Raw genomic sequence first — 24,154 nt, forward strand, 5'->3', positions numbered from 1 at the left:
CTCTAAAGTCATAAATTTTTCTTATAGGGACGCATGAGCAATATTTCGATCAAACAGTTAGAAACATTCCGTACCGTAATGCGCTCAGGATCGGTGACTGTGGCAGCAAAAACACTGTGCCGCACACAACCTGCGATCAGTGCCATGCTGGTGAGTCTTGAGAAGGAACTTGGGTTTGCTCTGTTTGAGCGACATAAAGGGAGATTGATACCAAACCCAGAGGCGTATTTTTTACTGGAAGAGACAGACGCGATACTAGAACGATTATCGCGCTCCACACAATTGATGGCGGAAGTAAAAAACCTCACCAGGGGCAAACTGCGTATCGCTTGCATGCCCGCAGCCGCACTATTTTTTATGCCTCATTTGATTGCAGAGTTTGTTAAAGGCAGACCAGAGGTAGAGGTATCGATGATGATGAGAAGTTCAACAATGGTACAAGACTGGGTCGCCTCCCAGCAGTACGATATTGGCTATTCAGAACTACCAAAAGATCGCGACTCTTTTCACGTAGAACCGATTCACCTGGAAGGTGTCTGCGCGATCCATAAAGATCATCCTCTTGCACAAAAAGATACGATTATCCCTACCGATTTGGATAACTTCCCTCTCGCAGCCCTCTATGGTCGTCACTCAGTGAGCGAACATATTCGAATGCTGTTCGAGGAGCATGGTGCTACATACCATCCAAGGTTTGAGCTGCAAAACTACATTTCAGGACTCGAATTTGTTGAGCAGAAGCTGTGTGCCTGCATATGTGACCCAATTAGCGCCGCCAGTTACAAGCTATATAAGTCCGGCCATGGTGATATTGTGTTTCGACCGTTTGCACCTTCGGTGATATTTGACCACGCGATACTAACACCAGCTCATAAGCCAATGTCTCAACTCGCAAAAGTATTTGCAGAAAACATACGACTGGGTGTCGATAAGTTTGTATCGATGTAATGATTTGGGAGAAGTAACAAGGCAAATAACAATTGAGCATAGATACTATTACTAAGCGTAAAGGAACTTTGTTTTTAAGGTCGCGTATGTCTTAGCTAGCGCGACCTTATTTATGTTTTTTGAATTTATTAAATGTAATCAGAGATCAATTGTTCTAATGACTTGGTTGGATGACCAATCAACGCGCTGAGCGTTTTACTATCGTCGTACAACGCGCCTTGAGATGCACCAGTATCAGAGTTAGCTAACACAGCGGCAAATGGTGCCGGAAGCCCTGCACCTTCTAGTGCTTTTGCAAAATCCGCTTCTTCCATATTGATGTAAGGAATCGCCTTTCCTGACTTCTTGCTGATTAACGCGCTCAGTTCGCTTAAGGTATAAGCTTCATCCCCGGACAGCTCATATACTTTACCATTTTGCTCAGCTTCACTGGTCAACACCGCTGCCGCTGCTTCGGCATAATCTTCGCGAGCCGCAGAGCTAATTTTTCCATCTTGAGCACACCCAATAAAGCCACCATTGGCCAGTGCTGGTGCAACGCTAGCTAAGTAGTTCTCTGTATACCAGCCATTGCGTAAAAGCACATGAGGGACTTCAGCTTGTTTTAAATACGCTTCTGTCACTACGTGTTCTTCAGCTAAAGCAAGTGGCGACGTGTCAGCATGCAAAAGACTGGTGTATGCAAGTAGCTCTACGCCAGCTTTCTTCGCAGCATCAATAACATTTTTGTGTTGAGTAGCACGCTGACCTACCTCGCTCGACGAGATCAATAGTAATTTAGCCACGCCGTCTAATGCAGATTCTAAAGTCTCAGGTTTTGAGTAATCGGCCTGACGAACCTGGACACCCAAAGATGTCAGTGATGCTGCTTTTTCTATGTTTCGAACTAGAGCGACTATTTGCTGAGGCTCAACTTTGTTCAATAAATGTTTGATGACCAATTGGCCCAATTGGCCAGTAGCGCCTGTAACTGCAATCATTGTACTTTTCCTCGTCTGTTAATGAAGAGCTTGTTTGTGTATAATCTGCCACACTAACTTACTTTTGGTAAGTACGTACTTTTTAGTAAGTATGAATTATTTTGAAATTTCCAATAAAGGTTATTGAATTTATGAGCGAAGCTATGGGTAATTTGCTATCGGAAAAGTTTAGCCGAGGAAATGTACTCGCGAAGGAATGCCCTTCTCGCAGTATATTGCAAGATGTGACCAGCCGTTGGGGCGTACTTGTGTTGTTCGCATTACTCGGTGGAACACATCGATTCAGTGAACTTAGAAAAAAAATCACAGGTGTCAGCGAAAAAATGCTTTCCCAAACATTGCAAGCATTAGAGGCCGATGGATTTGTATTACGTACCGCGCATCCAGTAGTGCCGCCTCACGTTGAATATTGTCTGACAGACAAAGGAACGGAGGTCGCACACAAAGTCGAACAATTGGTCGACTGGATTGAATCTAATCTGGGTGACATTTTGAACGCGCAACAACAATATGATGAGGCTAAAGCCAATAACTAGTGGTTTTACAGTAGAACCGATAAGCACACTCACAGCAAGGCTCCATTTCGTAAGCCTGGCAGGAGTACATTTCACGTATTAAAGCTCTAATCGGTTTCGGGAATCATGTTGATTAGCAAATGACTTAGTAGGTAGCGCCTGTCGGTCGCGCTGATACGCGCTTGCAAGTATAAGTACATGGATTTGGTTTCCTGATGCTCACCAAGTGTTTTCCAGATTGAGTTTAGGTATGCAGAGGTAATATTTTGCACGATAGGCAAAGGCTGATTTGCGAATACCAAGGCAATAAGCTGCGCCAGTTTCTCATTCACTTCTGCAAAGTTACTGTCTATACGTTGCAACTCCGCGTTGAGAATCGTATCAGCTCGAGTTAACAATGACGCAGCCAACGCGCGCTTCCCTTTGCGCTTACTCCTGCTTGAATTCATTATCCTATCGTCTTGATAACCATCGTCGCAGGCTTCTAACAATCCGCGTAATGATGCAAGAGTCGAAACAAGCGGACAGCGCAGTGGCTCAAGTTTTTGCTCGGTTTGCTTTAGCCAGAGGGCGACATCCATTACATAGCTAGGGTCTTGCGCGAGGTATTTATCACTCAGTTGTGGTAACAGCATTAGCCTTGCGATGATGGTTTCTTTCAGTACCGACTCCATACTCACTCCGGCATAAGCTTGCTTTTGGTTCGTCCATTTTCAATGCTCGTTGCCCACTCCAGACCCTCTTCACGTATAGTGATGTTTAAGCGAATCGCATTGAGTGGCGTCGCGCTTTCTTTGACTTCAGAACTGACCACGCTGGTCTTTAATGTGATTGGGATAGATTGAGATTTTAACGCGATAGCTGCTATGCGATGACGTAATTGCTTGCTCACTGATTCAAGCCTGTCAAAAGGAATCTCCTGCGTAGAGCTTGTCTTTTTGAGTGCTTTTTGAAATGCGTCATCAACCGCGCGCACCAGGCTTTCTTTGGTAATCCGAACGTCACCACTGCGTTGACGCTCGGCTATATTTTCCAGAGCGAGTTTGAGCTCTTTATCGAAGTTGTTTTGGAAGGTTTTAGTTCGGCTAAGTATGTCTTCGTCGTCTAGTGACTTGGTTAGCTGAGCCATCAGCGCTTGGTGTAAAACACGCGGGCTGTCGAGCTCTGCAACTTTCGCAGGGATCTGTTTGTCGATGGTTAACGGCATATCAATGGTTAGCTCCGGAACCCGCACTCGCGGGAGACTCATTCCTTCAAGCAGAGGATGATCCTTATAATATTCGGCAACCGCAGCCGTTTCCTCATCGGCAAGCCTGCGCGCATGGACCAGACTGATCATCAGCGCACCCAAGACTTCACTTAACTCAGACATACAACCTCCCTATTTGTTATCGAACTCGTCATCGACTGCTTTAAGCCTGTGACTCAACCTCTGTGATGGAGTTTTCAAGAATACCGAGCAACTTCTCTGTGCCTGCGGGCAATTCATCTTGAACGGCACGAACATTCACGGACATACTGTAAGTTCGTTCAATTTTTGATGAGCTAGATGTGGATTTCTTATAAGAGTAACTCGCACTAAGCTTGGCCGATACAGGCCCCCAACCCGCTTTTACTGATAGCTTGGTATTAAGGTCATGTGAAGAAGATGTCGTTGATTGCTGGACTGAATTAATTTTGGCGTTAAATGCAATCGTTGTTTCTTCCACGCGAATAAATGGAATAGGTAACATCGTTAAGATAGGGACGGTAAGATCGTACTTTTTAGGCTCTGTGCCTGTGACTTCACCCTGTTCGTTCTTGACTTCAATCGCCTTCATATAACTGAAGGTGATCATCGTTGGTTCATTACTCTCAGCTTCAAAGCCGACAGACTTGATAAAGTCTACGGATGTTTGTGCTGATTGAGCTTGCGCGCGAACCACTGCATTGAGTGGACCGCCGATCATAGATTCAAAATCTATGCTGGATAGTTCGTCGCCGATGGCCATAATTACGCTCCTTTTCAGGCGAAATATGAACCCGAATCTGACTACTTAATCGGGAAGATACGTGCTATGAAACACGTATAATATATAGTTCCAGATTATGTGTGACACAACCATTTGCATATATTTTATTAATATTTTTATCAAGCAGAATTCTAAGTCATTAATATTGTATATAGTTCTTGGATCGACTAATTAACCGTCGCTGAATATTCGTCTTAGCTAACGAAGAATTATGGAACGAGGAGTAGAGAAGAGGTGCCTTGCTGCTTGTTGACTATGTTAGCAGCAAAGCACTTGTAGATTGGATTGATATGGTAATTAGTCAGCTAATGCCATTTGAGACTTAACCGAAACAGTTGAACCAACACGAGACGGCTCCACATCAATGCGTTGCGCCATCTGTTCTTTAAGTTCCGAGACGTGAGAAATTACACCGATCATGCGGCCTGTTTGCTGGAGGTCGACTAAGGTCTGAATGGCAAGGTCCAAAGATTCAGGATCCAGGCTACCGAAACCTTCGTCAATGAACAGTGTATCCAAGCGAATACCACCGCTGTATGACTGCACCACATCAGACAGACCAAGCGCTAAAGCCAGTGCAGCCATGAAAGACTCTCCACCAGACAGCGTCGCAACGTCTCGCATTTTACCGGTGTAGCCATCTTCAACGACGAGATCAAGCCCTCGGCCTGCTGCGCCTTTAAACCCTTCTGTCTTACGTGCCAGAATGTATCTGCCCTTACTCATCAAACTTAATCGTTGCGAGGATTGGATTAAGACATCGTCTAAAAGAACACCGAGTACAAAACGATGTAAACTGATACGACTGCCTGTTTTACCACTCGCCACATCGTAAAGCGTACCAAAGACTTTGTACTCATCTTCTAGCTTGCTGTTCTTGTCATGCAAACTCGCTATATCACTGCGCACTTTTTCCAGCCGTTCAAAAATTGACCTAACAGAATCAAGCTTGTTTCTCGATTCAACATAGTGTTGCTGTTGAATGTTTAAGTTGGCATTAATAGCTTCAATGTCTGGTTTTTCAATATCTTGTAATGCTAGTTTAAGATCACTAAGTGTTTGCTCAAGCTTGATTTGAGTTTGCTTAAATTGATCGATTTCCTGTTGCCACGATTGCAGTTCTTGTTCTGTCGCTTTGCTTTGAAGATAAGTTTCTTCATCCTCAAAACGGCTTTCGCCCAGCGCTTTTTGCCAGTTCGAATTTGCCTCGTTGAGTTTTAGCTCCGACTCCGCTAACCATTGCTTGTTGGTGGTTAGCTGACTTTCAATATTCGACTTGGCTAACATCGCTTGTTGAAGCTGCGACTGTGCACTTTCCAGATTGTTATTAAGGCGCTGAATCTGCTCTTTGGTTTGAGTAATTTCCTGTTCTAAAACTTCTACCGAGCCATATTTCGGGTCTATGTTTGCCAACAGTTTACTGAGCTGATCTTGATTTGCCTTGATTGTTGATTCATTCGCCGCCATTTGATTTTGCAGCTCATTGATCTTTGTTTCACCAACAACGCAGCGCTGGTTAAGCTGCTCGACGTTTTTCTCTAACTGAGCAATATCAATGGCTGTCAAACGCTGTAATTTTTCATGAGCGGATTGAAGTTCTGCCTGAATTTGTACCGCTTCAGTCGTAGCGTGTTCACCAAGCTCTTCTGAGAGGTCATCCAGTTGCTTTTGATATTGTCGAGAAACAACATAGTGTTGCTCCAGTTGGTTACTGAGCTGGTTGTATGACGTTTGCGCAGCACGCTCTTGAGCGCGAGCCGTTTGAACTTGCTCTTTTGTCACCTCTTCTTCACTAAACTGTGCAGGATGAGGATGCTCACAACTACCACAAACCGGACACGCTTCCCCTGCTTGCAGCCTTTGGGCTAAAACTGCCGCTTGCGCGTTGTGCCATTTTAGTTCCAGGCGATCAGCTGACTGTTGTGCCGAGACATAGGCCTGTTTATCTTGCTCAAGGTTTTGTTGCTTGCTGGAGGTCAAAGCATCATACTTAGCAAGCTCTTGCTTCAAACCAGACAGTTTTTGAACATCTTGTAAAAGGCGTTGCTTTTGCTTAATTTCAGCGTCGACACTGGCCACTAACGCGACATCAACACGGGCTTGATCAAGCGTTTTTTGACCCTGCTGTGCTTCTTGCGTCAGTTTTTCTTTTAAAGCGATGTATTGCTGCAGTTTTGTTTCAAATTGCTGTTTCTCTTGTAACCCGTTGGCGATTTTTGCTTCCAAGTCCACTTTTTCAATCAGCTTTTCTTTCATTCCTTCGAGGTTAAACTGCAATTGCGTCAATTGAGGCACTTGTTCAACATTCTGCTTCGCGGTTTTGAGCTCAGCTTCTTTTCCTTCCGCCACGCTCGTCGCTTCAGTTAAGTTATGGCTAAGTGAACTAATCTTCTGGGTTAACTCTTGTGATTGCGTCTTAGCGTTCTGTACAGCAACATACTGTAACTCGATTTTGCTCGCGCTTTTCGCTTTCTCTAATCGTTGCTGACGCGCGTCTATTGCTTCTGAATTTTTTAAATGTAACTTCAGCGATGCCTCAGCTTGTTCACGGCGAGTAAACTCAGCTGACAATGCCTGCGCTTTTTGTAACTCCGACTTAATGGTGTTGAGCTTTTCCAGACAAGCTTGCTCACTCTTTTTCTCTTGTTCCAGTTGTTCTGAAACGGATTCTTTCTGTTGAATCAATTCCTCTTCTGAACTTACTCCCGCAACTTGCAAGGCACCGCGAATCTGGTTATCAAACTCATTCTTCGCTTTACTGATCGCGCTCGCTTTATCTTTGAGCGCATACTCAATTTTTTTGTAAATGTCAGTCTGGAACAGCTGGCCGAAAATCTCTTCGCGCTCTTTAGAGCTTGCCAGAAGTAACTCGCGAAACTTCCCTTGAGGAAGTACCATCACTTGGCGAAACTGTGTTTCTGTTAAGCCAATAATATTGGTAATTTCGGTCTTAACTTGCGTGGTTTTGCTGGTAATGAGTTTTTCGCTATCACCCAGCTCATACAGAGAAGCCGTGTGCTTTTTCACGGTCATACCATCACCACGAGCCTTCGGCGCTTCTTGTTCCGGGGCACGAGTAACTCGGTATACCTTTCCGTGCAGTGAAAAATCCAAAGTAACTTCGGTTGGCAGATCGGCAGTGGCCAAATCACATCGCATCTGAATACCCTGGCGCTCATTACCTGTAGTTTCACCATAAAGCGCGAAACAAATCGCATCGAGAATCGACGTTTTACCTGAACCCGTTGGTCCATTAATTAAAAATAGCGGGTTATTACCAAGCTTCTCGAAATCGATGGTTTCCGTTTTTGCGAATGGACCAAAAGCTTGCATGGTGAGTTTGATAGGCTTCATTTGGGGCCCTTACAGCTGAGATAATTGCTTGATAATATCGTTGACGGCTCGCTCTTGTTCTTGCGACAACTGACTGTCCTGCGCTTCACTAAAGAAGTCGCGGAACATATCGATTTCACTGCGAGCAAGTTTGGCTTGTGCCATCTCCTGTTCAACCCCGATCAACATGCCCGGTTTCTCTAGGTGCAAAACATTTGGGTAGACCGCACGAAGTTTTTCCATCGGATTTAAAATGGCATGTTTATCCATCAGACGAACGAGTAGATAGTCCTCGCTTTTCGGGTCCGTTTTTCCTTTCTCGATGACCTGCTCTAAATCACCTTCAATAATTCGCATCTCATGCGGAGCGGTCAGCTCAATATGCTCAGCAGACGCAAAACCACTCTCGTTGATTTCCACCAGAGTGAAACCTTTCTTTTGGTTCTGTTCACCAAAACTGTATTTCATCAAAGAGCCAGAGTAACGAATGTATTCTTCACCCTTCTTCTGCGGCTGATGTAAATGGCCAAGTGCGACATAGTCGAAATCCAGGAAGTGCTCATGGCTTACACGATCAGAACCACCAATAGAAAGCGGGCGTTCCGAGTCAGACTCAATCGCCCCATCAACGAAACAGTGGCTGATAAGCACTCTTCTTTGCTGCGGTTGAAACTGCTCTGTAATTTTTTCAACAAGCAGTTTGTGCGCTTCATCATGGGTCGAAACCGATTCTTTATAGGCAAACCTGACCTGCTCAGGATCGTTATAAGGCATGCCGTAAAGTGCCACCTCACCAGCCGCTTTGGTCGTAATCACCACAGGCGAAAGCATATCTTCAAAGTTACTGATGATATGCAAACCCGAGTTTTTCATCTGTTCAGAGCCAAACCCCAAACGCTCTGCACCATCGTGATTACCAGAAATCAAAATCATCGGTGTTTTCAGCTCAGTACAAATTCGTTTTACCACACGATTCAAAAGTTCGATGGCAACCGTAGGTGGAACAGAGCGGTCATACACATCTCCCGCCACGACGACTGCGTCGACTGGGTTGTCTTCAATGTAGGAGATCAATTGTTCGAGAACCGCTTGCTGATCATCGAGTAATGAAACGTTGTGGAACTGTCGGCCTAGGTGCCAATCTGAGGTATGGATAAACTTCATTCGAATTCACTTTTTGCCATAACTTTCTAGTATGCCTATGGGGGCTTTCGGAACCTGAGCACAGGCTACTTTATTGTCCCGTTAGGATATCGTGACTTTGTAAGCTTTTCATGTAGTTTGTGCTATTAACGCGACAACTGGCTAACCATTGCCCCGAGCAAAAATAGTGGATGTAAAAAAGCCAGTCAGATTTACAGACTGGCTTTTGTGAATTGACAGTGGTTTTAATTTAGCTAATTAAATTTTAACCAGCATCTTACCTTTGTTTTTGCCTTCGAATAGACCGATGAACGCTTCAGCAGCGTTTTCTAGCCCTTCGTATACGGTCTCTTCAGACTTCACTTTGCCTTCTTTGATCCACTGACCCATTTGCTCAACGAACTCACCAGCAAGATCCCAGTAATCCATTACGATGAAGCCTTGCATCGTCAGCTTTTTGGTGTTGATTTGCAGTAAGTTGCTTGGTCCCGGTTGAGGCTTGTCAGCATTGTAGTCTGCAATCATGCCACATACCGGAATGCGACCGTATGGGTTGATAACTTCCAGCGCCGCTTCTAAATGCACACCACCCACATTTTCAAAGTACACATCAATGCCTTCTGGTGCAGCTTCGCGTAGTGCCTGCGTCAAGTCGTCAACTTTTTTGTAGTTGATAACCGCATCTGCACCCATTGCTTTTACCATTTCAGCTTTATCATCTGAGCCTACTGAACCAATCACTCTACAGCCATGCAGTTTGGCAATCTGACATACAACGCTACCGACCGCGCCTGATGCTGCGGAAACAAAAACGGTATCTGTCGGCTTAAGTTGAGCGACTTTAAACAGACCTACCCAACCGGTTAAACCAGGCATACCAATAACACCTAGGAAGTGTTGATCTGGTAAACCAACCGCTGGTAACAAAGTTAAATCGGTGCCGTCACTGATAAAAGTCGTACGCCAACCGCTAATGTTGCTGACTTTTGAGCCGACTGGGAAGTTCTCATTTCTTGATTCGATAACTTCTCCGATTGCCCCGCCTTCCAAAACCTGGTCAATTTCAAATGGTGGAATGTATGACTCTCTCACGTACATGCGACCGCGCATGTATGGGTCAACAGACATCCAAGTATTTTTAACTAGCACTTCGCCTTCTTGAATTGCTGGTAACTCTACTTCAACAGATTTGAAGTTTTCTTTTGTTGGCATACCAACTGGGCGTGATGCTAAATGGATTTGTTGGCTGATCATATTGCTCTCTCTTACTTTTGCTTCAATGTGCGTTTAACCGTTCGTAATAAACAGTTATCACCTCTTAGATAATCAGATTGATTGCATCGCAATTTAGTTTGCGCACAAACAATTTGCGAGTAAGTTAACTTGAGTTCGAGAGTAAAGCAACCACTTTGCTAAAAAATAATTTGCGCGCAATGTATTTTAAATGACACAGAATTTGTTAGTATTGTCGTCTTGCTCAAAATTGGACTCATCTATGGCCGAGAAATTATCAGATAACGTTTGTTTTGCTTTGTACACGGCGACCAACTCGTTGGTACGTGCTTTCCGTCCTTTGCTCGACGAATACGATCTTACCTATCCTCAGTACATTGTGATGCACTCACTTTGGTGTAAAAACAACGTGAGCTTGAAAGAACTTTCTCAGGATACTCATTTGGATTCAGGGACGTTGACACCGATTGTTAAACGATTGGAATCAAAGAGTTTATTAACCCGAAAAGTTTCTGAGTTAGATGAGCGTAAGAAAGTCATTTCACTGACACCCAAAGGCAGTCAGCTACAGGAAGATGCGCAAGAGTTGACCGCAAAGCTAGAGTCGCGATCAAGTATGACGGCAGAAAGTATTGAAGCGTTGAGAGTGCTGTGTCTCGAATTGGACACAAATTTGCGCAAGAGCGACGACAAATAAAGGTTGATTACTGCCGTCACTGTCTATCTTAGACCGGTCACGGCAGATCATGCTAGTTTGCGAGATTAATCAAACAACTCAATCACTAATTGATTGTTTTTGATAACTAAATTAGGGCTTGCCGACTTTAGAAGTATGGACTGCACTTTATCACTTTCTAGCTTATAAACTGGCTGATTTGACAGTGCGTAGCCGATCATCGAAACAGCGGGTTTAATAAGATTGCTAATTTCCGGTGTCAGTAAATTGCTTTTGTCTTCAAACTTCTCCAGACGAAGTGACTGCAGAAACACTTCACCTGTTTTTTGGTCGTATTTAGGAATCGCGCTAAATTCAAGGTCGAGATCTAGGCCTACCGTTCGTTGAGTTAAAAACTGTACATCCGCCGTTGTGTTAGCAAACACCGAAATACGGTCATTGTCTACTCGGCCAATTTTTACTTCTAGATCATCGACTGACACTTGTGCATACATGACATTTTCAACCCCAACGGATTGGTTAATTGTCGCTTTGTCTTGGAGATATTGATTCATATCTCGTTCAGTGATGCTGTAACTGGCACACCCGTTAAGCAGCAGTGCCGCAGCGGATAAGGCAAAGATTTTTGCTTTTATTTTCGTCTTCAATGGTTAGCTCTTATTTATCCAATATAATCCATTAAATTTTATACTCGGGCCTGAGATAGAAACAGTCTAAACAGGCTCAAGCTATTGGATTTCACCAAATCCTGACGATAACGTAACGTCGTTGCACGAAGAATCGACAACGTTAGTTTACCCTTCTCCTAGATTAAGCCAGGTTTATGCAATCTCGAAACGATAGCCCACACCATACACGGCCTTAATGCAGTCCAACTCGGAGTTAACGGCAAATATCTTTTTGCGTAAGTTCTTGATATGTGTATCAATCGTACGGTCCGTGACTATCCGCTCATCGTTATAGATTTTATTCATCAATTGCTCGCGGCTGAACACTTGGCCTTCGTGCTGATGAAAATAAGAGAGCAACTTAAACTCCACCGATGTTAGGGTGATCAACTCACCATCTACCCACACTTTCATTTGGCTTTGATCAATGATCATTGGGGCAGCCTCGTCGTCGCCTTTTGGTGTATTGATAGCGTTGTATCTTCGTAATACGTTGCGGACGCGTACCACCAGCTCGCGTGGGCTGTATGGTTTACACACATAATCATCGGCGCCGAGTTCCAAACCCAGTAATCGATCTATCTCTTCGACTTTCGCCGTCGCCATAATGGTTGGAATATCGCTGAAGGTTCTTAACTCTCGATAGATACTTAACCCGTTTCGATTCGGCAACATCAGATCCAATAAGATCAGCTCTGGGTTGTGTTTCTTAACCCACTCGATCACTTGATTGCCGTCACCGATAATATGGGTTTCGAATCCGTTATGAATTAGATAGTCGGAAACAACATTTGCCAATGAAGGTTCATCTTCAACAATTAGTATCATGGTTTTTCTTATTTATCCTAAAGACGTATAACTGGAAAACGGGCTCTATTCGATAGGTAAACGCACAGAAACTTTCAAGCCACCCAGCTTGGAATGTTCCAGTTTTAGGTCACCGTTATGAGCCTGAATGATGCTTTTACATATTGATAATCCAAGTCCTGAACCACCAAAAGCTCGACTACGCGATTGATCCACGCGATAAAGTCGATCACAAAGTTTTGGTAGTGCATCGTTTGGTACACCTGGTGAGCTATCTTCTATGGCAAGCAAAACTGAGCTTTGTTCCTGCCCTAAATAGATTTTTACCTGCCCTCCCGAGTCTGTATAGCGAAAGCTGTTTTCCAATAAGTTGTTCAGTACCTGACTCAGCTTTTGTCTGTCGGCTTGGATATTTAAGTTTGCATCAATAGCAAAATCTACATCCAGGCTCAGCGACTTTTTCTCAAAGCGATTTAAATGGCTTACCAAGACATTTTCGACGCCACTTTTCACGTTCACAGACTCCGTTTGCAAGCGAACCGTGATGTCTGCTTTTGCAGAAGCGCGTAAGTCTTCCACGAGCTGAGTGAGCGTAAGTACTTGTTGGTGGAGGGATTGAATATAGGCCGGTTCAGGACGACGAATGCCATCCTGAAGCGCCTCAAGCTCCCCTCTGAGCACTGCTAATGGTGTGCGCAACTCATGAGAAATATCCGACAGCCAGCGTTCTCGCATCTCTTCTTGAGTTTTCAGCGAGTCGACCAAGTGATTAAATGCTTGAGTTACATCGGCAATTTCATCATTGCTGTGGTATTCAATCTGATAGCTGAGGTTGCCATTTCGTACCGCATTAGCACCTTGATGAAGCGCGCGCAAAGGCGTCAAAAGATAACGCACAAACACAACAGCAAAAAGTAAACTGACGAAAATAGCAGCAACACTGATGATCATAAGGTTCGTGGTTTGAGACTTTAAGAATTGATCAGCTAAATGATTGTTGAAAGAATCACTTTGCAAGATCGAAATATAGCCGACTACTTTACCTTCAAAGAGAATTTCTACTTTGTGTAGATGCATCCCTTCTTTGACATCCAGGTTTTCATAATGACCAAATAACACTCTTTCATCAGCATCTAACAAATTTAACCTAGCGCTCAATGGTGCCATCATCGGGTCTTTAAAGGGCTTTGCATGCAACGATGGTTGGCGATCTCCCGGCGGAAGCATGTCGTCTCTCGGTGGCGGCATTTCACCAGACAACATCAGAAAATCCTCCCACCAATGGGGAGAATCTTCAAACCGCGACCAATCTTTTGATTGAGAATAATATTGGCTTGCGCGTTCCGCCATTAATCCCACTTTGGCTATTTCTTCCTGGTTCAAATACCGCTGAAATCCATCTTTAAAACTGGCGTTAATTTGTAGTGCCATGATCACGATAACCAGAGCACTACTTAGGAGTAACGCAGAAAACAGCTTTTGAAACAGAGAAATACGCACGGCAGACCTACGGGATGTGATGATAATACTTTTGTTCAATGGGTGAGTTACAACGCTTAATGCTTTTCCACAATAACCGATTCTATCTTAAGTCACCATTACTGAGTGTGATATCACGTAACTCACCTTGCTGCTGTTAGCTTGTCAAACTAACGAAGCGACTTTTATCGAGGCTCTGGTGGCGTCGGTAATTCATCTTCCGTAAGCGAACCACTTCCATCAACATCAAGCTTGTCGAAGTCTTCAAGGAACGGACCTCGAAGCTCGTCCTTAGTCAAAACGCCATCACCGTTAGTATCAATATCACTAAACGATGGCGGCTCTGGACGGTCGCCATTCGGTGGAGGCGCAGGTCGATCGTCTGCGAATACGGACAATGAGCCGAAAGTCATCAATATTGTCGTTGCGACTAGTACAAATTTTTTCATGTTTTCTCTCCAGTTAGTCAGTTCATACTATTTATGCGTACGACTGCCCTATTAAACCGACGCTCAATGTATCGGGAAAATGTGAGTAGATTATGGAGTAATGCGAAATAAATGGGACAAGGGAGATTGACTGCTTTGATTTACAGAAACAGTGAAACGAAAAAGAGCGAACTCAAAGTTGAGCTCGCTTTAAAGTGGCTAAAATGAAATTAGCCAAGCAACAAGATGGTACACTATTTACTGTGTTCTAGTACGTAGGGACGACTTATTAACGAAAGTACGGTATCCAAATAAAGCCAAAAGAATAAACAATCCGAAATAGTTTAAGCTTCCTCCGGAACGGCTTGTGGTTGTCTCTTCCGCTTCATCACTTCGTTCTTCAATATCATCTGCAGTAGCGCCAACGATAGGAACCAGTTTAACGGCTACCACTTGTTCATCCTCTTCTTCATCACCACAGGTGGCGAAGTGGCTGGTGTCATCGTATCCAGATTCACACTTCAAAGCGGTCGCGGATATTACGCCCGCATCATTTATTCCAGACGCATCAATAATTCGGTAAAAGTTGTTATCGTCTGAATAGTCTCCGCCATTGGTCAAATCATCTAACCACCAAGCTTGATCACTTAACCTTGCGCTACGTGTGTCACTGGTACCTTCTCCATCATATGGGTAGATAAAGCCACGCTTTCGTCTCGGTTTGCCGCTGCTCTCGTTGGTATTTTCAGCGTCCACTTGTCCAACAATTTCATTGAAGTTATTAATTGCTCGCGCTTTGCCTCCAACACCGTCAAAGAATATACCACCACTCAAGTAGGTCGCCGATAGGGAATTCTCTGATATATCATCGACAACATACATTCTGTTTGATGCGGCATTTTCGTACGGATAACTACCAGAACGCTTGGATTCACCAATCGCGACCAAGTTACTGTTTACGCCAGTTAGTAAGGTATTGCTGTAAATATAATCATCGTCACTTTCGACTCCAGCTCCGGAGATTTTCTTTGTTTCCCAGTTATCCGCGTCAAAAACATCGCTATCTAAATCAACAGAAAATACCGTTGCTTCCATGAAATAGTAGTAAGAATCATGTAGGTAAGTGTTGTAGCCAACGCTATATAACGTATTGTCAACAATAACGAAATCGCGGAGGCTCCCTTGTGCAGTCCTGTTTTTGTATACCGCGGTATCAGACACCGAACTTGCCCAATCCAGCTCAACTAACGAACCTAAAGACGAACTCCACAGCGCCGCCTTTGACGAGTAAAAGTCACCGTAATCATTTGATGCGCTTGTCGATACGCTACCTACCGTGTAATCGCCGTCTGTTTTCCACGCTCTCGACTGCAGATAGGAATCCGTAATTGGGTTTGTATCGTCTAAAGCTTGGGTATAATTTCGCATATAACTGGTTACATTTCCCAAATCATGCAGAATACCCACGGGTTCAGCGTCTTCAGTTAATGAGTTAATTACGATGTTGTAGCTTTCGTTGTAGGCAGTGCCGGTATCATAGTCACCGAGAAACGCGATTGAATTGGGCTCTGTGCTACCGCTTAGCTCGTCACTCCACAGTGCCCAATGTAAAGCCGCCCATGATTCACAGGTACCATACAGTAACTGTGCATCACAGTAGTCTTCAAAATCACCTTGTTCCTGGACATACATAAAGCGGTTATCAATACCAAATGGCGTTTCTTCACGATAACTCAATCCATCAACGGCCTTCCCTTCACTTGGCTCAACAAGGCGAGTCTCTCCCGCCAATGTATACGCTGAACAAGAGATCCCATCCCCTTCTACATAAGATGATTCAAAGCAGTTGTCACTTTCACCGGTGACTGTGGACGGTTGAATCGCGACACCATAAGCACTTTCATAGCTGTAACTTGTATCAGGCGTCACTTCTATCACCTGATACAAAGCAGCTTGAGGTTGGGCTGACGTTATCAATAAATAACTAATACACGAGATTTTTACCGCTTTCATATTTAATTTAACTTACCAATTTGGGGTAAATTTAATCAGCATGCTCACCAGAAACATCCTTAATTAAACTCAAACATCACAAGAATTATTTAAACTATCGCCACACAAATTAACGAGGCAATGTGAGGGAATTAAGGAGTAAAAAAGGATAAGTGCATCAAGTGACGATAAGACGCTAAACCTTCTTGACGATAAACAGGAGTGATAATCCAAATAGGTTAAGGAAGTTAAGACTAATTTTCAGAACCTTGCGTTCCATCATGAATCGCTGCAAAGAAAATTGACAGTACTTGACGCCCCTATAATGTTATAGAGTTGTTACACTAACTTATACATGGAGCGTTAATGAGTCACAAATATAGAGTTTCAAAACTGAATAAGGCCACACTAAGTATCGTGTCCCTGTTGATATTATCAGCCTGTAACGACGACAGTTCTTCCAAGAGCTCGTATGAGGCGACGATTACTTACACCGAGCATAACGTCCCTCACATTAAAGCGGATAGCTATTCTGGCTTAGGATATGGCATTGGATACGCACAAGCTGAAGAGAATCTCTGCACGCTTTCCGAGCAATTGATGAAGTTAAAATCTCAAAAATCCCGCTATTTGGGTGTTGGTGAAAACTATTCAAACTTTTTATCCGATGCGGGTTATTTGGCACTTGGCTACCCAGAACAAGCGAACGCTCTTTACGCTGACATCCCTGCCGATGAAAAGGCGTTACTAGAAGGATACGCAAAAGGGTTTAACCAATTACTCAGTGAACGCGCTGCAACAAACAATTATCCTTCACCGTGCCGAAACGCGGAATGGGTAACGCCGATTACCGCTCAGGATTTGCTCGCCTATCAGCTTGATGTTGCCGCTTTAGCCAGTTCCCGGAACTTCATAGCCGCCATCGCCGCAGCAACTCCGCCAGAGGCTATTCAGGCCAGCAGACAGCTAAAAACAAACTTCAATTTGCAGTTGGACGCAAAGACCGTATTTACCTCAGAGGGTATCGGAAGTAACGGCTGGGCTCTGGGTGAGGATAAAGTTGAGAACGCTAAATCAGCCCTACTCGGAAACCCTCATTTTCCTTGGGATGGCGAGTTGCGCTTTTATGAACAGCATCTGACGATCCCTGGCGAAATGGACGTGACTGGAGTTGGGATGATTGGTTTGCCTGCCGTGGTTATCGGATTCAATCAGAATTTGGGCTGGACGCATACGGTTTCACAATCCAAGCGATTTACTCTATACCAACTCGATCTTCACCCACAAGATCCGCTCCGCTACAGCTATGATGGCGAATACAGAGACATCACGTCAAAAACGTTCAACGTAACAGTAAAGCAAGCTGATGGTTCCTTAGTCGAGAGCCCTCATACCGTTTATTACAGTCACTTTGGGCCGATTATTAATTTGGCGTCGATCTCACCTACATTAGGATGGACGAGTTCTAGTGCGATTACTTTCCGTGATGCAAACTCAGCCAATACACGTATGTTGTCTCAATGGTTAGCAATGGGAAAAGCGAAGTCAAAGCAAGAGTTCTTTGATGCTTTTGCTGACAATCAGGGAATTCCATGGGTAAATACATTGATGATATCCGACGAAGGTACCGCGTCTTACATCGATGGAACCCAAGTCCCTCAGTTAAGCGCGGCAGCCGAGGGCTATTGGGCGCTTGCATCACAGAGTCCTCAATTAGCGGCGATCTGGCAAGATGGTTCGGGCAACGTTCTTTTACCCGGAAACAGCTCGGTTTATGAGTGGGTAGATAGTGGTAATGCCGGTGCTCCGGGATTAGTTCCATTCGCCAATGCTCCTCAACAAACCAGAACAGATTACGAGTACAACGCCAACAGCAGTTATTGGTTAAGTAATCTGGATGCTCCGTTAGAGGGGTTCAGTTTGATGTATGGCCCAGACCAAACTATCCGTAGCCCTCGTACTCGCTACAATGCTCAGCTCATTAGTGATAATTCAGGAACTGGCTTATCTGGTGCAGACGGTCGATTCTCTTTAGAAGAGCTTAAATCCGTAGCGACTCATAATGGCTCACTATTTTCCAGAGAATTCCGTAACGAGTTAGTTTCGAGGTGTACACTCTACCCAAGTATTCAGGTAGATGGTCAACCATTTAATCTCACTCCAGCATGTAACGCACTTAGCGCTTGGGATGGCACGTATAATTTGCAAAGTACTGGCGCGCAAATCATGAGAGAGTTTTTAGCAAGTTTCATGGTGTCAGGACATCGATCGCTAAACGACGAATTGTTTGAAGTACCTTTTAACCCACTAACGCCTTCAACAACCCCTTCAGGTTTAAAAGCGATAGACACAAATGATGTGGACAATGACCCGATTCTTCAGGCATTAGCCACAGCAACTAACCGCTTATCAGACGCTGGCATTGCGTTAGATGCACCACTAGGGTCAATCCAATACGTGATTAAAGCGCAAGGCAAAACTGCGATTCCTATTACCGGAGGAAACAGTTACGAAGGCGTGTTCAATATGGCTGAAAGTAGTGTGCCTTCCCGTTCGACCTCTGAGTTAGCAACCGTCGTAGTTGGTGCGCCGCGTAGCGACTCCCCACTGACGGATTTAGATGAAGACGGAAGTGGTTCGACTGCACGCTATCGCATCAATTACGGTTCCAGCTTTGTTTTTGCACTGGAGTTCAATGAAACGGGTCCAAATGCGCAAATGTTTTTGAGCTACAGCCAATCCCATGACCCAGAGTCAGATTTCTTTGACGACCAGACTCAACTTTATAGTGAATTAGAGTGGCGAGACGTACTCTTTATAAATGAAGACATTGAAGCCAATACAATTCGTAAAATTGAGTTAGATTAATCGAAGAAGTACGACACTTTAAAAACGCCTTTGATTTTATCAATCAAAGGCGTTTTTTATATTCCCGTGCTTAACTTAAGCGAATAACGGTATCACAGCACTTTTCAATCAGGTTCGGATCATGGCTGACGAGCAGCAACGCACATCCCTGTTCTTTTGCCAGATCAACCAACAAGTCGGTCACCTCTTGAGAAATAATGGGATCGAGCCTTGATGTTGGCTCATCTGCGAACAAGAATACCGGATCCAATAATAAAGCCCTGAGAATGGCAAAGCGCTGAAGTTCTCCGCCAGAGACTTCAGTACTTTTTCTCTCTAACAACTCGGGAGCGAGCTTTAGCTTTTTCATTAATGGCGTGATTTTGTCCCTATCTATCTTATGCAGCTTGACCAAATCATCCAAAAGCACGCCAAGTGTCACACTAGAAGTAAACGCAGCCGGAGGATCTTGAAATAGCTTCAACCATTGATACGGCTTTGTATTCGGAGATAACTTGGCAACTTTACCCTCAACGGGTGGCAATAAACCAAGTAGGGTATCCCCCAGCGTGCTCTTACCACAGCCACTGTCACCAACAATACCGATCACTTCACCCGTATGTATCGTAAAGTTAATCTCTCGTGATAAAGCATTGCCGTTTCGTCCTATAGCAAGATTCTCAACGTTTAACACGGGCATCGACTCACTCAAGTACTTTGCCCTTGCAACCCAATGTTTTGGATCGGCGGCAATCAAAGCTTGCGTATAGGCGTGCTGAGGGTGATTCAATACTTGGTCCGCCGTTCCCTGCTCAACAACAACACCTTCTTTCATCACAATGATGTCACCGCCTATCTGACGCGCAACTTCGATATCGTGAGTGATCGTCAGCAGTCCACCTCCTTGAGCACTTTGAAGTAAGAGTCTAACGATGTCGTTACGTCGACTGACATCCAACCCTTTAGTGGGTTCATCAGCAAACACAACTTTTGCACCACCAGCCGTAGCAGCAGCGACAGCCAAACGCTGTGCCATACCGCCAGAAAGTTGCCCGGGCCGTTTATAAGCGCTGCTTTTTAGTCCCATATTGTCTAAATCGTCAATGGCTCGATGAAAGGCAGACTCCTCACTCAACCCATGCAGGCACTCATAAACTTCGGCAACTTGCTTATAAGCAGGCATCAGGGGATCAAGCGCTCGCCATGGTTCTTGCGGCAACATAATGACCTCTTTTCCCCAAAGGTTTGTGAGAGAATCCCGGTCATGGTTATTACCGAATATTTCGACTGTTCCGAATTGTGTTAGTGAATGCGGCAATAGACCAATCACTGCCTGTGCGAGCAGACTTTTACCTGAGCCAGTTTGGCCAAGAATGGTTACCGGTTTATCTTGATATAGCTTTAACGACAGCGGCTGAAGAAGCTCGACATCTTTTGCTTTGATCGATAGATCAGTCAGTTGAATTAAGAGATTCACGGCTCGCTCCTGCTAATAAATGAAAGCCCAACACCAACAATGCCACAACCAATAGTGGCTGAGCTAAAACCCAAGGTGCATCAACATAGAACGGGAACAGCTCGACGCTCATTAGCCCCAGCTCGGCTAACGGTGGCTGGATACCCACTGAGACAAATCCGAGAGAAGCCATCATTAAAATGGCATTGGCCCCACCAAACGCCGCCATCGTAAAGACCGATGAAGAAATCGCTGGCCAGATATGTCGCTTAAACTGATACCATTTGCCAAACCCCATCATCATCGACACTTGTCGCTCTGGGCTATTAATGACAGTGCGAGTGATAGCACGTGTTACTCGGTAATACTCAACCCACTGAACCAGTGAAATCGCCAGGTACATAACCAGGAACGATCCGGGCGCAATGGCTGACAACAGAAGAACTAAGACTAACCCCGGAAGTGCTAGTAGAACATTGACGAGAATATCGAGCCCCTGCTCAACGCGTCCACCCGCCCATGCAGAACACACACCTAACAAAACGCCCAAAGTTGATGAAGTGATGACACAAAACACACTCAGTGCGAAAGATAAGCCGATGGCACTTGCAAGGCGCGTCATCATATCTCGACCAAAGTGATCAGTACCGAACCAATGTTCACCGCTTGGTGCCAATAGTCGAGTCGACAAGTTTTGTTCGTCAATTGAATACGGAGACAACCATCCAACAAAAAGCGAAAAGCTAAATAAACCGAGTAAGAGTGATAATCCGAGCTTTTGATTTAATGTAAATTGTTTCATCATTTTTCTTGCTGACCTCTTGGGTCAATCCAGTAGCACAGCACGTCAATAATGCTATTGAGGAGCACAAACAGAATACCCATCGTCAGTGCACAGCCTTGAATCACCGGAATGTCGCGGGCAAAAATCGCGTGTGCGAGACCATGACCAACACCCGGCCACGAGAAGAGCGACTCAATCATAATGATGCCTTCAATCACACTGACTAGTTGAATACCAACAAATGCGACGATCGATACTGCCATATTACGTAAGCCATGGCGGAAGAAAGTCTGCGTTTCATTTAAGCCTTTGACGCGAGAAAATATATAGAAAGGAGAACGAAGAACGCTGCGCACACTGTTATGCACAACTCGGTTCGAGACTGCCGCTAAACTAATTGCTAAAGTAATACTTGGTAAAACCAAATGCTGCCAAGTACCAAAACCCGCAACAGGGAACCATTTCCAACTGATCGCGAAAATAAGGATCATCAACAGACCCAATACAAACACCGGCATCGCACGGGTGAAGGTCGAGAACCACACGACAAGAGAATTAACCAGTCCCCCTTTCTTCGCGGACCAGGTTCCTAGCGGAAGCGCTATCAATACAGATAGCGTGATACCAACTCCAGCAAGAAGCATAGAGTGCCCAAGCTGATGCACAACCGCTTCACTCACTGGTAGACCACTCACGAGGGAATTACCTAAGTTGAGCTGTAGCAGATCACCCAACCAGCTGACATAACTACTGAACCATCCTTGGTCTAAATTGAGCTCTTGACGCACCAGCTCAGCCGCTGCGGAATCCACGTTATCCTGCCCATAACGACTGGCCGCAATAAGATACGCCATGTCTCCCGGTAAGCTTCTCATAAGTACAAATGTGAGCGTACCGACTCCCCAAGCCACCAGAATCAGTTGATAAAGTCGCTTTCTTAAAATCCTCAAAAGCATCAGTTAATTTCCATCTGGTTGATGAAGTAATTGCGCTCAAACGGATCAAACCTGAAGTGTTTAACTCGTTTATTCACCGAGGTATGTTGGCTGTAGCTAGAAATCGCAATCACTGGTGCATCCTGATGAATTTCTTGCGCGACGATCTGGCTTAGCTCAAATGCACGTGTCGCATCGTGATTGTGAAGTAAGCGATCAATCGTACTGTCTACCTTTGCGTTTTCCCAATTCATCGTTCCCCAGTCGCCGCCTCCGTTCGCAAAGTCAGAACTGATGATAGGTAGCGGATCAGCGCTGAAGCCAAAATTACGCGCGATCAAAGCCGTTTCTAGTGAGCCATCCTGATGACCCGCTGGGATCATACTTGAGTTTGTAACATCGACTTTTAGGTCAACACCAAGCTTGGCCCATTGCGCTTGAATCGCGGTTGCGACCGTGGTCAATTCAGGGCGATCGGCATAGGTGATCATCGTCAGTTTGAACGGCACACCATCCCGCTCTAGAGTGCCGTTTTCTCCGCGTTTCCAACCTAAATCACCCAAGGTTGAGCGTGCCAGATCGAGATCGAAATCGTCGTTTTTCACGTCTTTAATAAACCACTGAGACATGGAACTTGGCATTATCTGTGTGGTTTCCGAACCCGGTACACCAAGCACATTTTTTGCAATCGACGCTCGATCAATTGCCATACTCAATGCCTTTCTCGCTCTCGCTTCATTCAGGAATGGATGACCCGCATTTACTTTTACCAACATGGTTCGCGGGATCAGGTCACTGTGAACTTGAACCTCATTACCACTTTTTAGCTGCCCTAACATGGATGGCTCAAGATTGAATACGATATCGGCTTCGCCAGACTTCGCCTGCAGCAAACGACTTTCTGCACGATGGCCCGTTAAGTAGGTTGCGAAATCGATTTTTGCTTCTTCCCCCCAATAACCATCAAACTTTTTAACCAAGAACTTGTGCGGCGGTGCAAAGCTTTCCATTTGATATGGCCCCGTACCGTAAAGTGTTTTTACGGCTCCGTTAGGCTCGTAAGATTCAGGCGACAAGATAGCGTTAGAATAGTTGGTCAATAGCGAGGCAAATGCAGCGTAAGGTTTACTCAATTCGATTAGAATCTCATTGTCACTAATCGCGGAAATACTGCGTATCTCTGCCTTGTTAAGTGTACCGTGTTTGCGCTGAGCAATAGCAAGGCTGCGAACGACCGCTTCAGCGTCCAGCTTAGAACCATCATGAAACGTTACGTTGTCGCGCAATGTAAAATGCCAGGATAAGCCGTCTTCACTGCTTTGCCATTTGGTTGCCAATCCAGAGGTAATAATCCCCTTACCATCAACGTTGAGCAGGGTCTCTACTACCTGCATACGAATTAACATATATCCCTGTTTTGAAGGATCTAAGCTGGAAATCTCCCAAGGTCCACTAATCGATAATGTATTACTCTTGTTTGGTGTAACCTGCTCAGGCGATGTTTCTTGGTTACTTAATGTAATAGCAGCACCTGCTGCAACTACGGAAGCCAAAACCAGGCCACGAATAAGCTTCTTCTTTTTTGCGATAGAAGTATAAGATATTTCGGTCATAACGATCCCTAACGTATTTTTTAGACGCTATTTTCCCCAAATAACAACTGCACTAGCCGATGCATCGCCGTGAACTTTTTACAAGCGCAAGCCGACATCAACTCGCCCTGACAAAAATTGCGAGGTTATTGGGGTATTAAGTTAAAAAGTGTTGGATTCTCCGAAAAGGAGAAAGCGTTAGACCAGTTGAGGTGGCGAGCGTGTTCGGGGTAACTCTGAAGAGGCAAGAGTCGTGAGCTGGATATCGAATCGCTGATAGCACTGCGCTTTATCAGAGAGTATGCTCAGCGAAGATTGTGAGCTTA

Annotated in this window: 20 protein-coding genes; 4 read left to right on the forward strand and 16 right to left on the reverse strand. The window is 44.8% G+C overall.

The genetic code is table 11. The features are described from left to right. Positions 1-33: 33 nt before the first annotated feature. Entirely contained in the window at positions 34-948 is a 915-nt protein-coding gene (locus VER99_RS14675) for a LysR substrate-binding domain-containing protein (RefSeq protein ID WP_014234145.1), read from the forward strand. Positions 949-1,076: 128 nt separating this feature from the next. On the opposite strand, the gene VER99_RS14680 is transcribed toward VER99_RS14675, so the two are convergent. Next, complete coding sequence (locus tag VER99_RS14680) at positions 1,077-1,928, reverse strand: SDR family oxidoreductase (protein WP_020334808.1); 852 nt, start codon at positions 1,926-1,928, stop codon at positions 1,077-1,079. 131 nt (positions 1,929-2,059) lie between these two features. On the opposite strand from VER99_RS14680, the gene VER99_RS14685 reads away from it, so the two are divergent. Then, positions 2,060-2,464 carry a winged helix-turn-helix transcriptional regulator gene (locus VER99_RS14685; protein WP_020334807.1) on the forward strand — a complete coding sequence of 135 codons (405 nt, stop codon included), beginning with the start codon at positions 2,060-2,062 and terminating at the stop codon, positions 2,462-2,464. An 86-nt stretch (positions 2,465-2,550) separates the two neighbouring features. On the opposite strand, the gene VER99_RS14690 is transcribed toward VER99_RS14685, so the two are convergent. The 6 genes from VER99_RS14690 to VER99_RS14715 form a co-directional block, all read right to left on the reverse strand. Further along, positions 2,551-3,117 carry a hypothetical protein gene (locus VER99_RS14690; RefSeq protein WP_020334806.1) on the reverse strand — a complete coding sequence of 189 codons (567 nt, stop codon included), beginning with the start codon at positions 3,115-3,117 and terminating at the stop codon, positions 2,551-2,553. Between the two features lie 2 nt (positions 3,118-3,119). Continuing rightward, complete coding sequence (locus VER99_RS14695; RefSeq protein ID WP_014234141.1) at positions 3,120-3,815, reverse strand: hypothetical protein; 696 nt, start codon at positions 3,813-3,815, stop codon at positions 3,120-3,122. A gap of 40 nt (positions 3,816-3,855) precedes the next feature. Continuing rightward, positions 3,856-4,434: a DUF2589 domain-containing protein gene (locus VER99_RS14700; protein ID WP_014234140.1), complete on the reverse strand. Its 579-nt coding sequence runs from the start codon at positions 4,432-4,434 to the stop codon at positions 3,856-3,858. A 318-nt stretch (positions 4,435-4,752) separates the two neighbouring features. Further along, positions 4,753-7,809: an AAA family ATPase gene (locus VER99_RS14705; RefSeq protein WP_020334805.1), complete on the reverse strand. Its 3,057-nt coding sequence runs from the start codon at positions 7,807-7,809 to the stop codon at positions 4,753-4,755. A 9-nt stretch (positions 7,810-7,818) separates the two neighbouring features. After that, positions 7,819-8,952: an exonuclease SbcCD subunit D gene (locus tag VER99_RS14710; RefSeq protein ID WP_020334804.1), complete on the reverse strand. Its 1,134-nt coding sequence runs from the start codon at positions 8,950-8,952 to the stop codon at positions 7,819-7,821. Positions 8,953-9,189: 237 nt separating this feature from the next. Further along, a complete protein-coding gene (locus VER99_RS14715; protein WP_020334803.1) occupies positions 9,190-10,185 on the reverse strand; it encodes an NADP-dependent oxidoreductase in 996 nt (331 codons plus the stop codon). Between the two features lie 241 nt (positions 10,186-10,426). Between VER99_RS14715 and VER99_RS14720 the strand changes: the two genes are divergently transcribed. Beyond that, complete coding sequence (locus VER99_RS14720) at positions 10,427-10,861, forward strand: MarR family winged helix-turn-helix transcriptional regulator (RefSeq protein WP_020334802.1); 435 nt, start codon at positions 10,427-10,429, stop codon at positions 10,859-10,861. A 65-nt stretch (positions 10,862-10,926) separates the two neighbouring features. Here the strand turns inward: VER99_RS14720 and VER99_RS14725 are convergent, their stop codons facing one another. The 5 genes from VER99_RS14725 to VER99_RS14745 all read right to left on the reverse strand — a co-directional run bounded on the left by VER99_RS14725 (position 10,927) and on the right by VER99_RS14745 (position 16,235). After that, positions 10,927-11,487 carry a DUF1439 domain-containing protein gene (locus VER99_RS14725; protein WP_020334801.1) on the reverse strand — a complete coding sequence of 187 codons (561 nt, stop codon included), beginning with the start codon at positions 11,485-11,487 and terminating at the stop codon, positions 10,927-10,929. A 174-nt stretch (positions 11,488-11,661) separates the two neighbouring features. Then, positions 11,662-12,336: a response regulator gene (locus tag VER99_RS14730; RefSeq protein WP_020334800.1), complete on the reverse strand. Its 675-nt coding sequence runs from the start codon at positions 12,334-12,336 to the stop codon at positions 11,662-11,664. A 45-nt stretch (positions 12,337-12,381) separates the two neighbouring features. Next, entirely contained in the window at positions 12,382-13,815 is a 1,434-nt protein-coding gene (locus VER99_RS14735; RefSeq protein WP_020334799.1) for an ATP-binding protein, read from the reverse strand. Positions 13,816-13,979: 164 nt separating this feature from the next. Next, complete coding sequence (locus VER99_RS14740) at positions 13,980-14,243, reverse strand: EF-hand domain-containing protein (RefSeq protein WP_014234132.1); 264 nt, start codon at positions 14,241-14,243, stop codon at positions 13,980-13,982. 237 nt (positions 14,244-14,480) lie between these two features. Further along, positions 14,481-16,235 carry a DUF3466 family protein gene (locus VER99_RS14745; RefSeq protein ID WP_020334796.1) on the reverse strand — a complete coding sequence of 585 codons (1,755 nt, stop codon included), beginning with the start codon at positions 16,233-16,235 and terminating at the stop codon, positions 14,481-14,483. A 345-nt stretch (positions 16,236-16,580) separates the two neighbouring features. Between VER99_RS14745 and VER99_RS14750 the strand changes: the two genes are divergently transcribed. Then, positions 16,581-19,082 (forward strand): penicillin acylase family protein, encoded by a 2,502-nt coding sequence (locus tag VER99_RS14750; RefSeq protein WP_020334795.1) that lies wholly within the window; start codon positions 16,581-16,583, stop codon positions 19,080-19,082. A gap of 70 nt (positions 19,083-19,152) precedes the next feature. Here VER99_RS14750 and VER99_RS14755 read toward each other — a convergent pair whose 3' ends face one another. From VER99_RS14755 to VER99_RS14770, 4 genes are read right to left on the reverse strand one after another with little or no spacing between them, the layout of a single operon-like run. Then, on the reverse strand, positions 19,153-20,538 hold the full coding sequence (locus tag VER99_RS14755) for an ABC transporter ATP-binding protein (RefSeq protein WP_020334794.1): 1,386 nt from the start codon (positions 20,536-20,538) through the stop codon (positions 19,153-19,155). Next, positions 20,513-21,322, reverse strand: a complete 810-nt coding sequence (locus VER99_RS14760) for an ABC transporter permease (RefSeq protein WP_024372934.1) — start codon at positions 21,320-21,322, stop codon at positions 20,513-20,515. Before VER99_RS14760 ends, VER99_RS14755 begins: the two co-directional genes overlap by 26 nt. Beyond that, positions 21,319-22,257, reverse strand: coding sequence for an ABC transporter permease (locus VER99_RS14765; RefSeq protein ID WP_020334792.1), 939 nt, complete (start codon positions 22,255-22,257; stop codon positions 21,319-21,321). The genes VER99_RS14760 and VER99_RS14765 overlap by 4 nt, the downstream gene beginning before the upstream one ends. Continuing rightward, positions 22,257-23,849 (reverse strand): ABC transporter substrate-binding protein, encoded by a 1,593-nt coding sequence (locus VER99_RS14770; RefSeq protein ID WP_020334791.1) that lies wholly within the window; start codon positions 23,847-23,849, stop codon positions 22,257-22,259. Before VER99_RS14770 ends, VER99_RS14765 begins: the two co-directional genes overlap by 1 nt. Positions 23,850-24,154: the final 305 nt, after the last annotated feature.

The sequence above is a fragment of the Vibrio natriegens NBRC 15636 = ATCC 14048 = DSM 759 genome, from assembly GCF_035621455.1.
Classification (GTDB): Bacteria; Pseudomonadota; Gammaproteobacteria; order Enterobacterales; family Vibrionaceae; genus Vibrio; species Vibrio natriegens.

Excerpts from the sequence above, each read along its gene's own strand:
- VER99_RS14675 (WP_014234145.1), top strand. The coding sequence starts at position 34 with ATGAGCAATATTTCGATCAAACAGTTAGAAACATTCCGTACCGTAATG.
- VER99_RS14680 (WP_020334808.1), bottom strand. The coding sequence starts at position 1,928 with ATGATTGCAGTTACAGGCGCTACTGGCCAATTGGGCCAATTGGTCATC.
- VER99_RS14685 (WP_020334807.1), top strand. The coding sequence starts at position 2,060 with ATGAGCGAAGCTATGGGTAATTTGCTATCGGAAAAGTTTAGCCGAGGA.
- VER99_RS14690 (WP_020334806.1), bottom strand. The coding sequence starts at position 3,117 with ATGGAGTCGGTACTGAAAGAAACCATCATCGCAAGGCTAATGCTGTTA.
- VER99_RS14695 (WP_014234141.1), bottom strand. The coding sequence starts at position 3,815 with ATGTCTGAGTTAAGTGAAGTCTTGGGTGCGCTGATGATCAGTCTGGTC.
- VER99_RS14700 (WP_014234140.1), bottom strand. The coding sequence starts at position 4,434 with ATGGCCATCGGCGACGAACTATCCAGCATAGATTTTGAATCTATGATC.
- VER99_RS14705 (WP_020334805.1), bottom strand. The coding sequence starts at position 7,809 with ATGAAGCCTATCAAACTCACCATGCAAGCTTTTGGTCCATTCGCAAAA.
- VER99_RS14710 (WP_020334804.1), bottom strand. The coding sequence starts at position 8,952 with ATGAAGTTTATCCATACCTCAGATTGGCACCTAGGCCGACAGTTCCAC.
- VER99_RS14715 (WP_020334803.1), bottom strand. The coding sequence starts at position 10,185 with ATGATCAGCCAACAAATCCATTTAGCATCACGCCCAGTTGGTATGCCA.
- VER99_RS14720 (WP_020334802.1), top strand. The coding sequence starts at position 10,427 with ATGGCCGAGAAATTATCAGATAACGTTTGTTTTGCTTTGTACACGGCG.
- VER99_RS14730 (WP_020334800.1), bottom strand. The coding sequence starts at position 12,336 with ATGATACTAATTGTTGAAGATGAACCTTCATTGGCAAATGTTGTTTCC.
- VER99_RS14740 (WP_014234132.1), bottom strand. The coding sequence starts at position 14,243 with ATGAAAAAATTTGTACTAGTCGCAACGACAATATTGATGACTTTCGGC.
- VER99_RS14745 (WP_020334796.1), bottom strand. The coding sequence starts at position 16,235 with ATGAAAGCGGTAAAAATCTCGTGTATTAGTTATTTATTGATAACGTCA.
- VER99_RS14750 (WP_020334795.1), top strand. The coding sequence starts at position 16,581 with ATGAGTCACAAATATAGAGTTTCAAAACTGAATAAGGCCACACTAAGT.
- VER99_RS14760 (WP_024372934.1), bottom strand. The coding sequence starts at position 21,322 with ATGATGAAACAATTTACATTAAATCAAAAGCTCGGATTATCACTCTTA.
- VER99_RS14765 (WP_020334792.1), bottom strand. The coding sequence starts at position 22,257 with ATGCTTTTGAGGATTTTAAGAAAGCGACTTTATCAACTGATTCTGGTG.
- VER99_RS14770 (WP_020334791.1), bottom strand. The coding sequence starts at position 23,849 with ATGACCGAAATATCTTATACTTCTATCGCAAAAAAGAAGAAGCTTATT.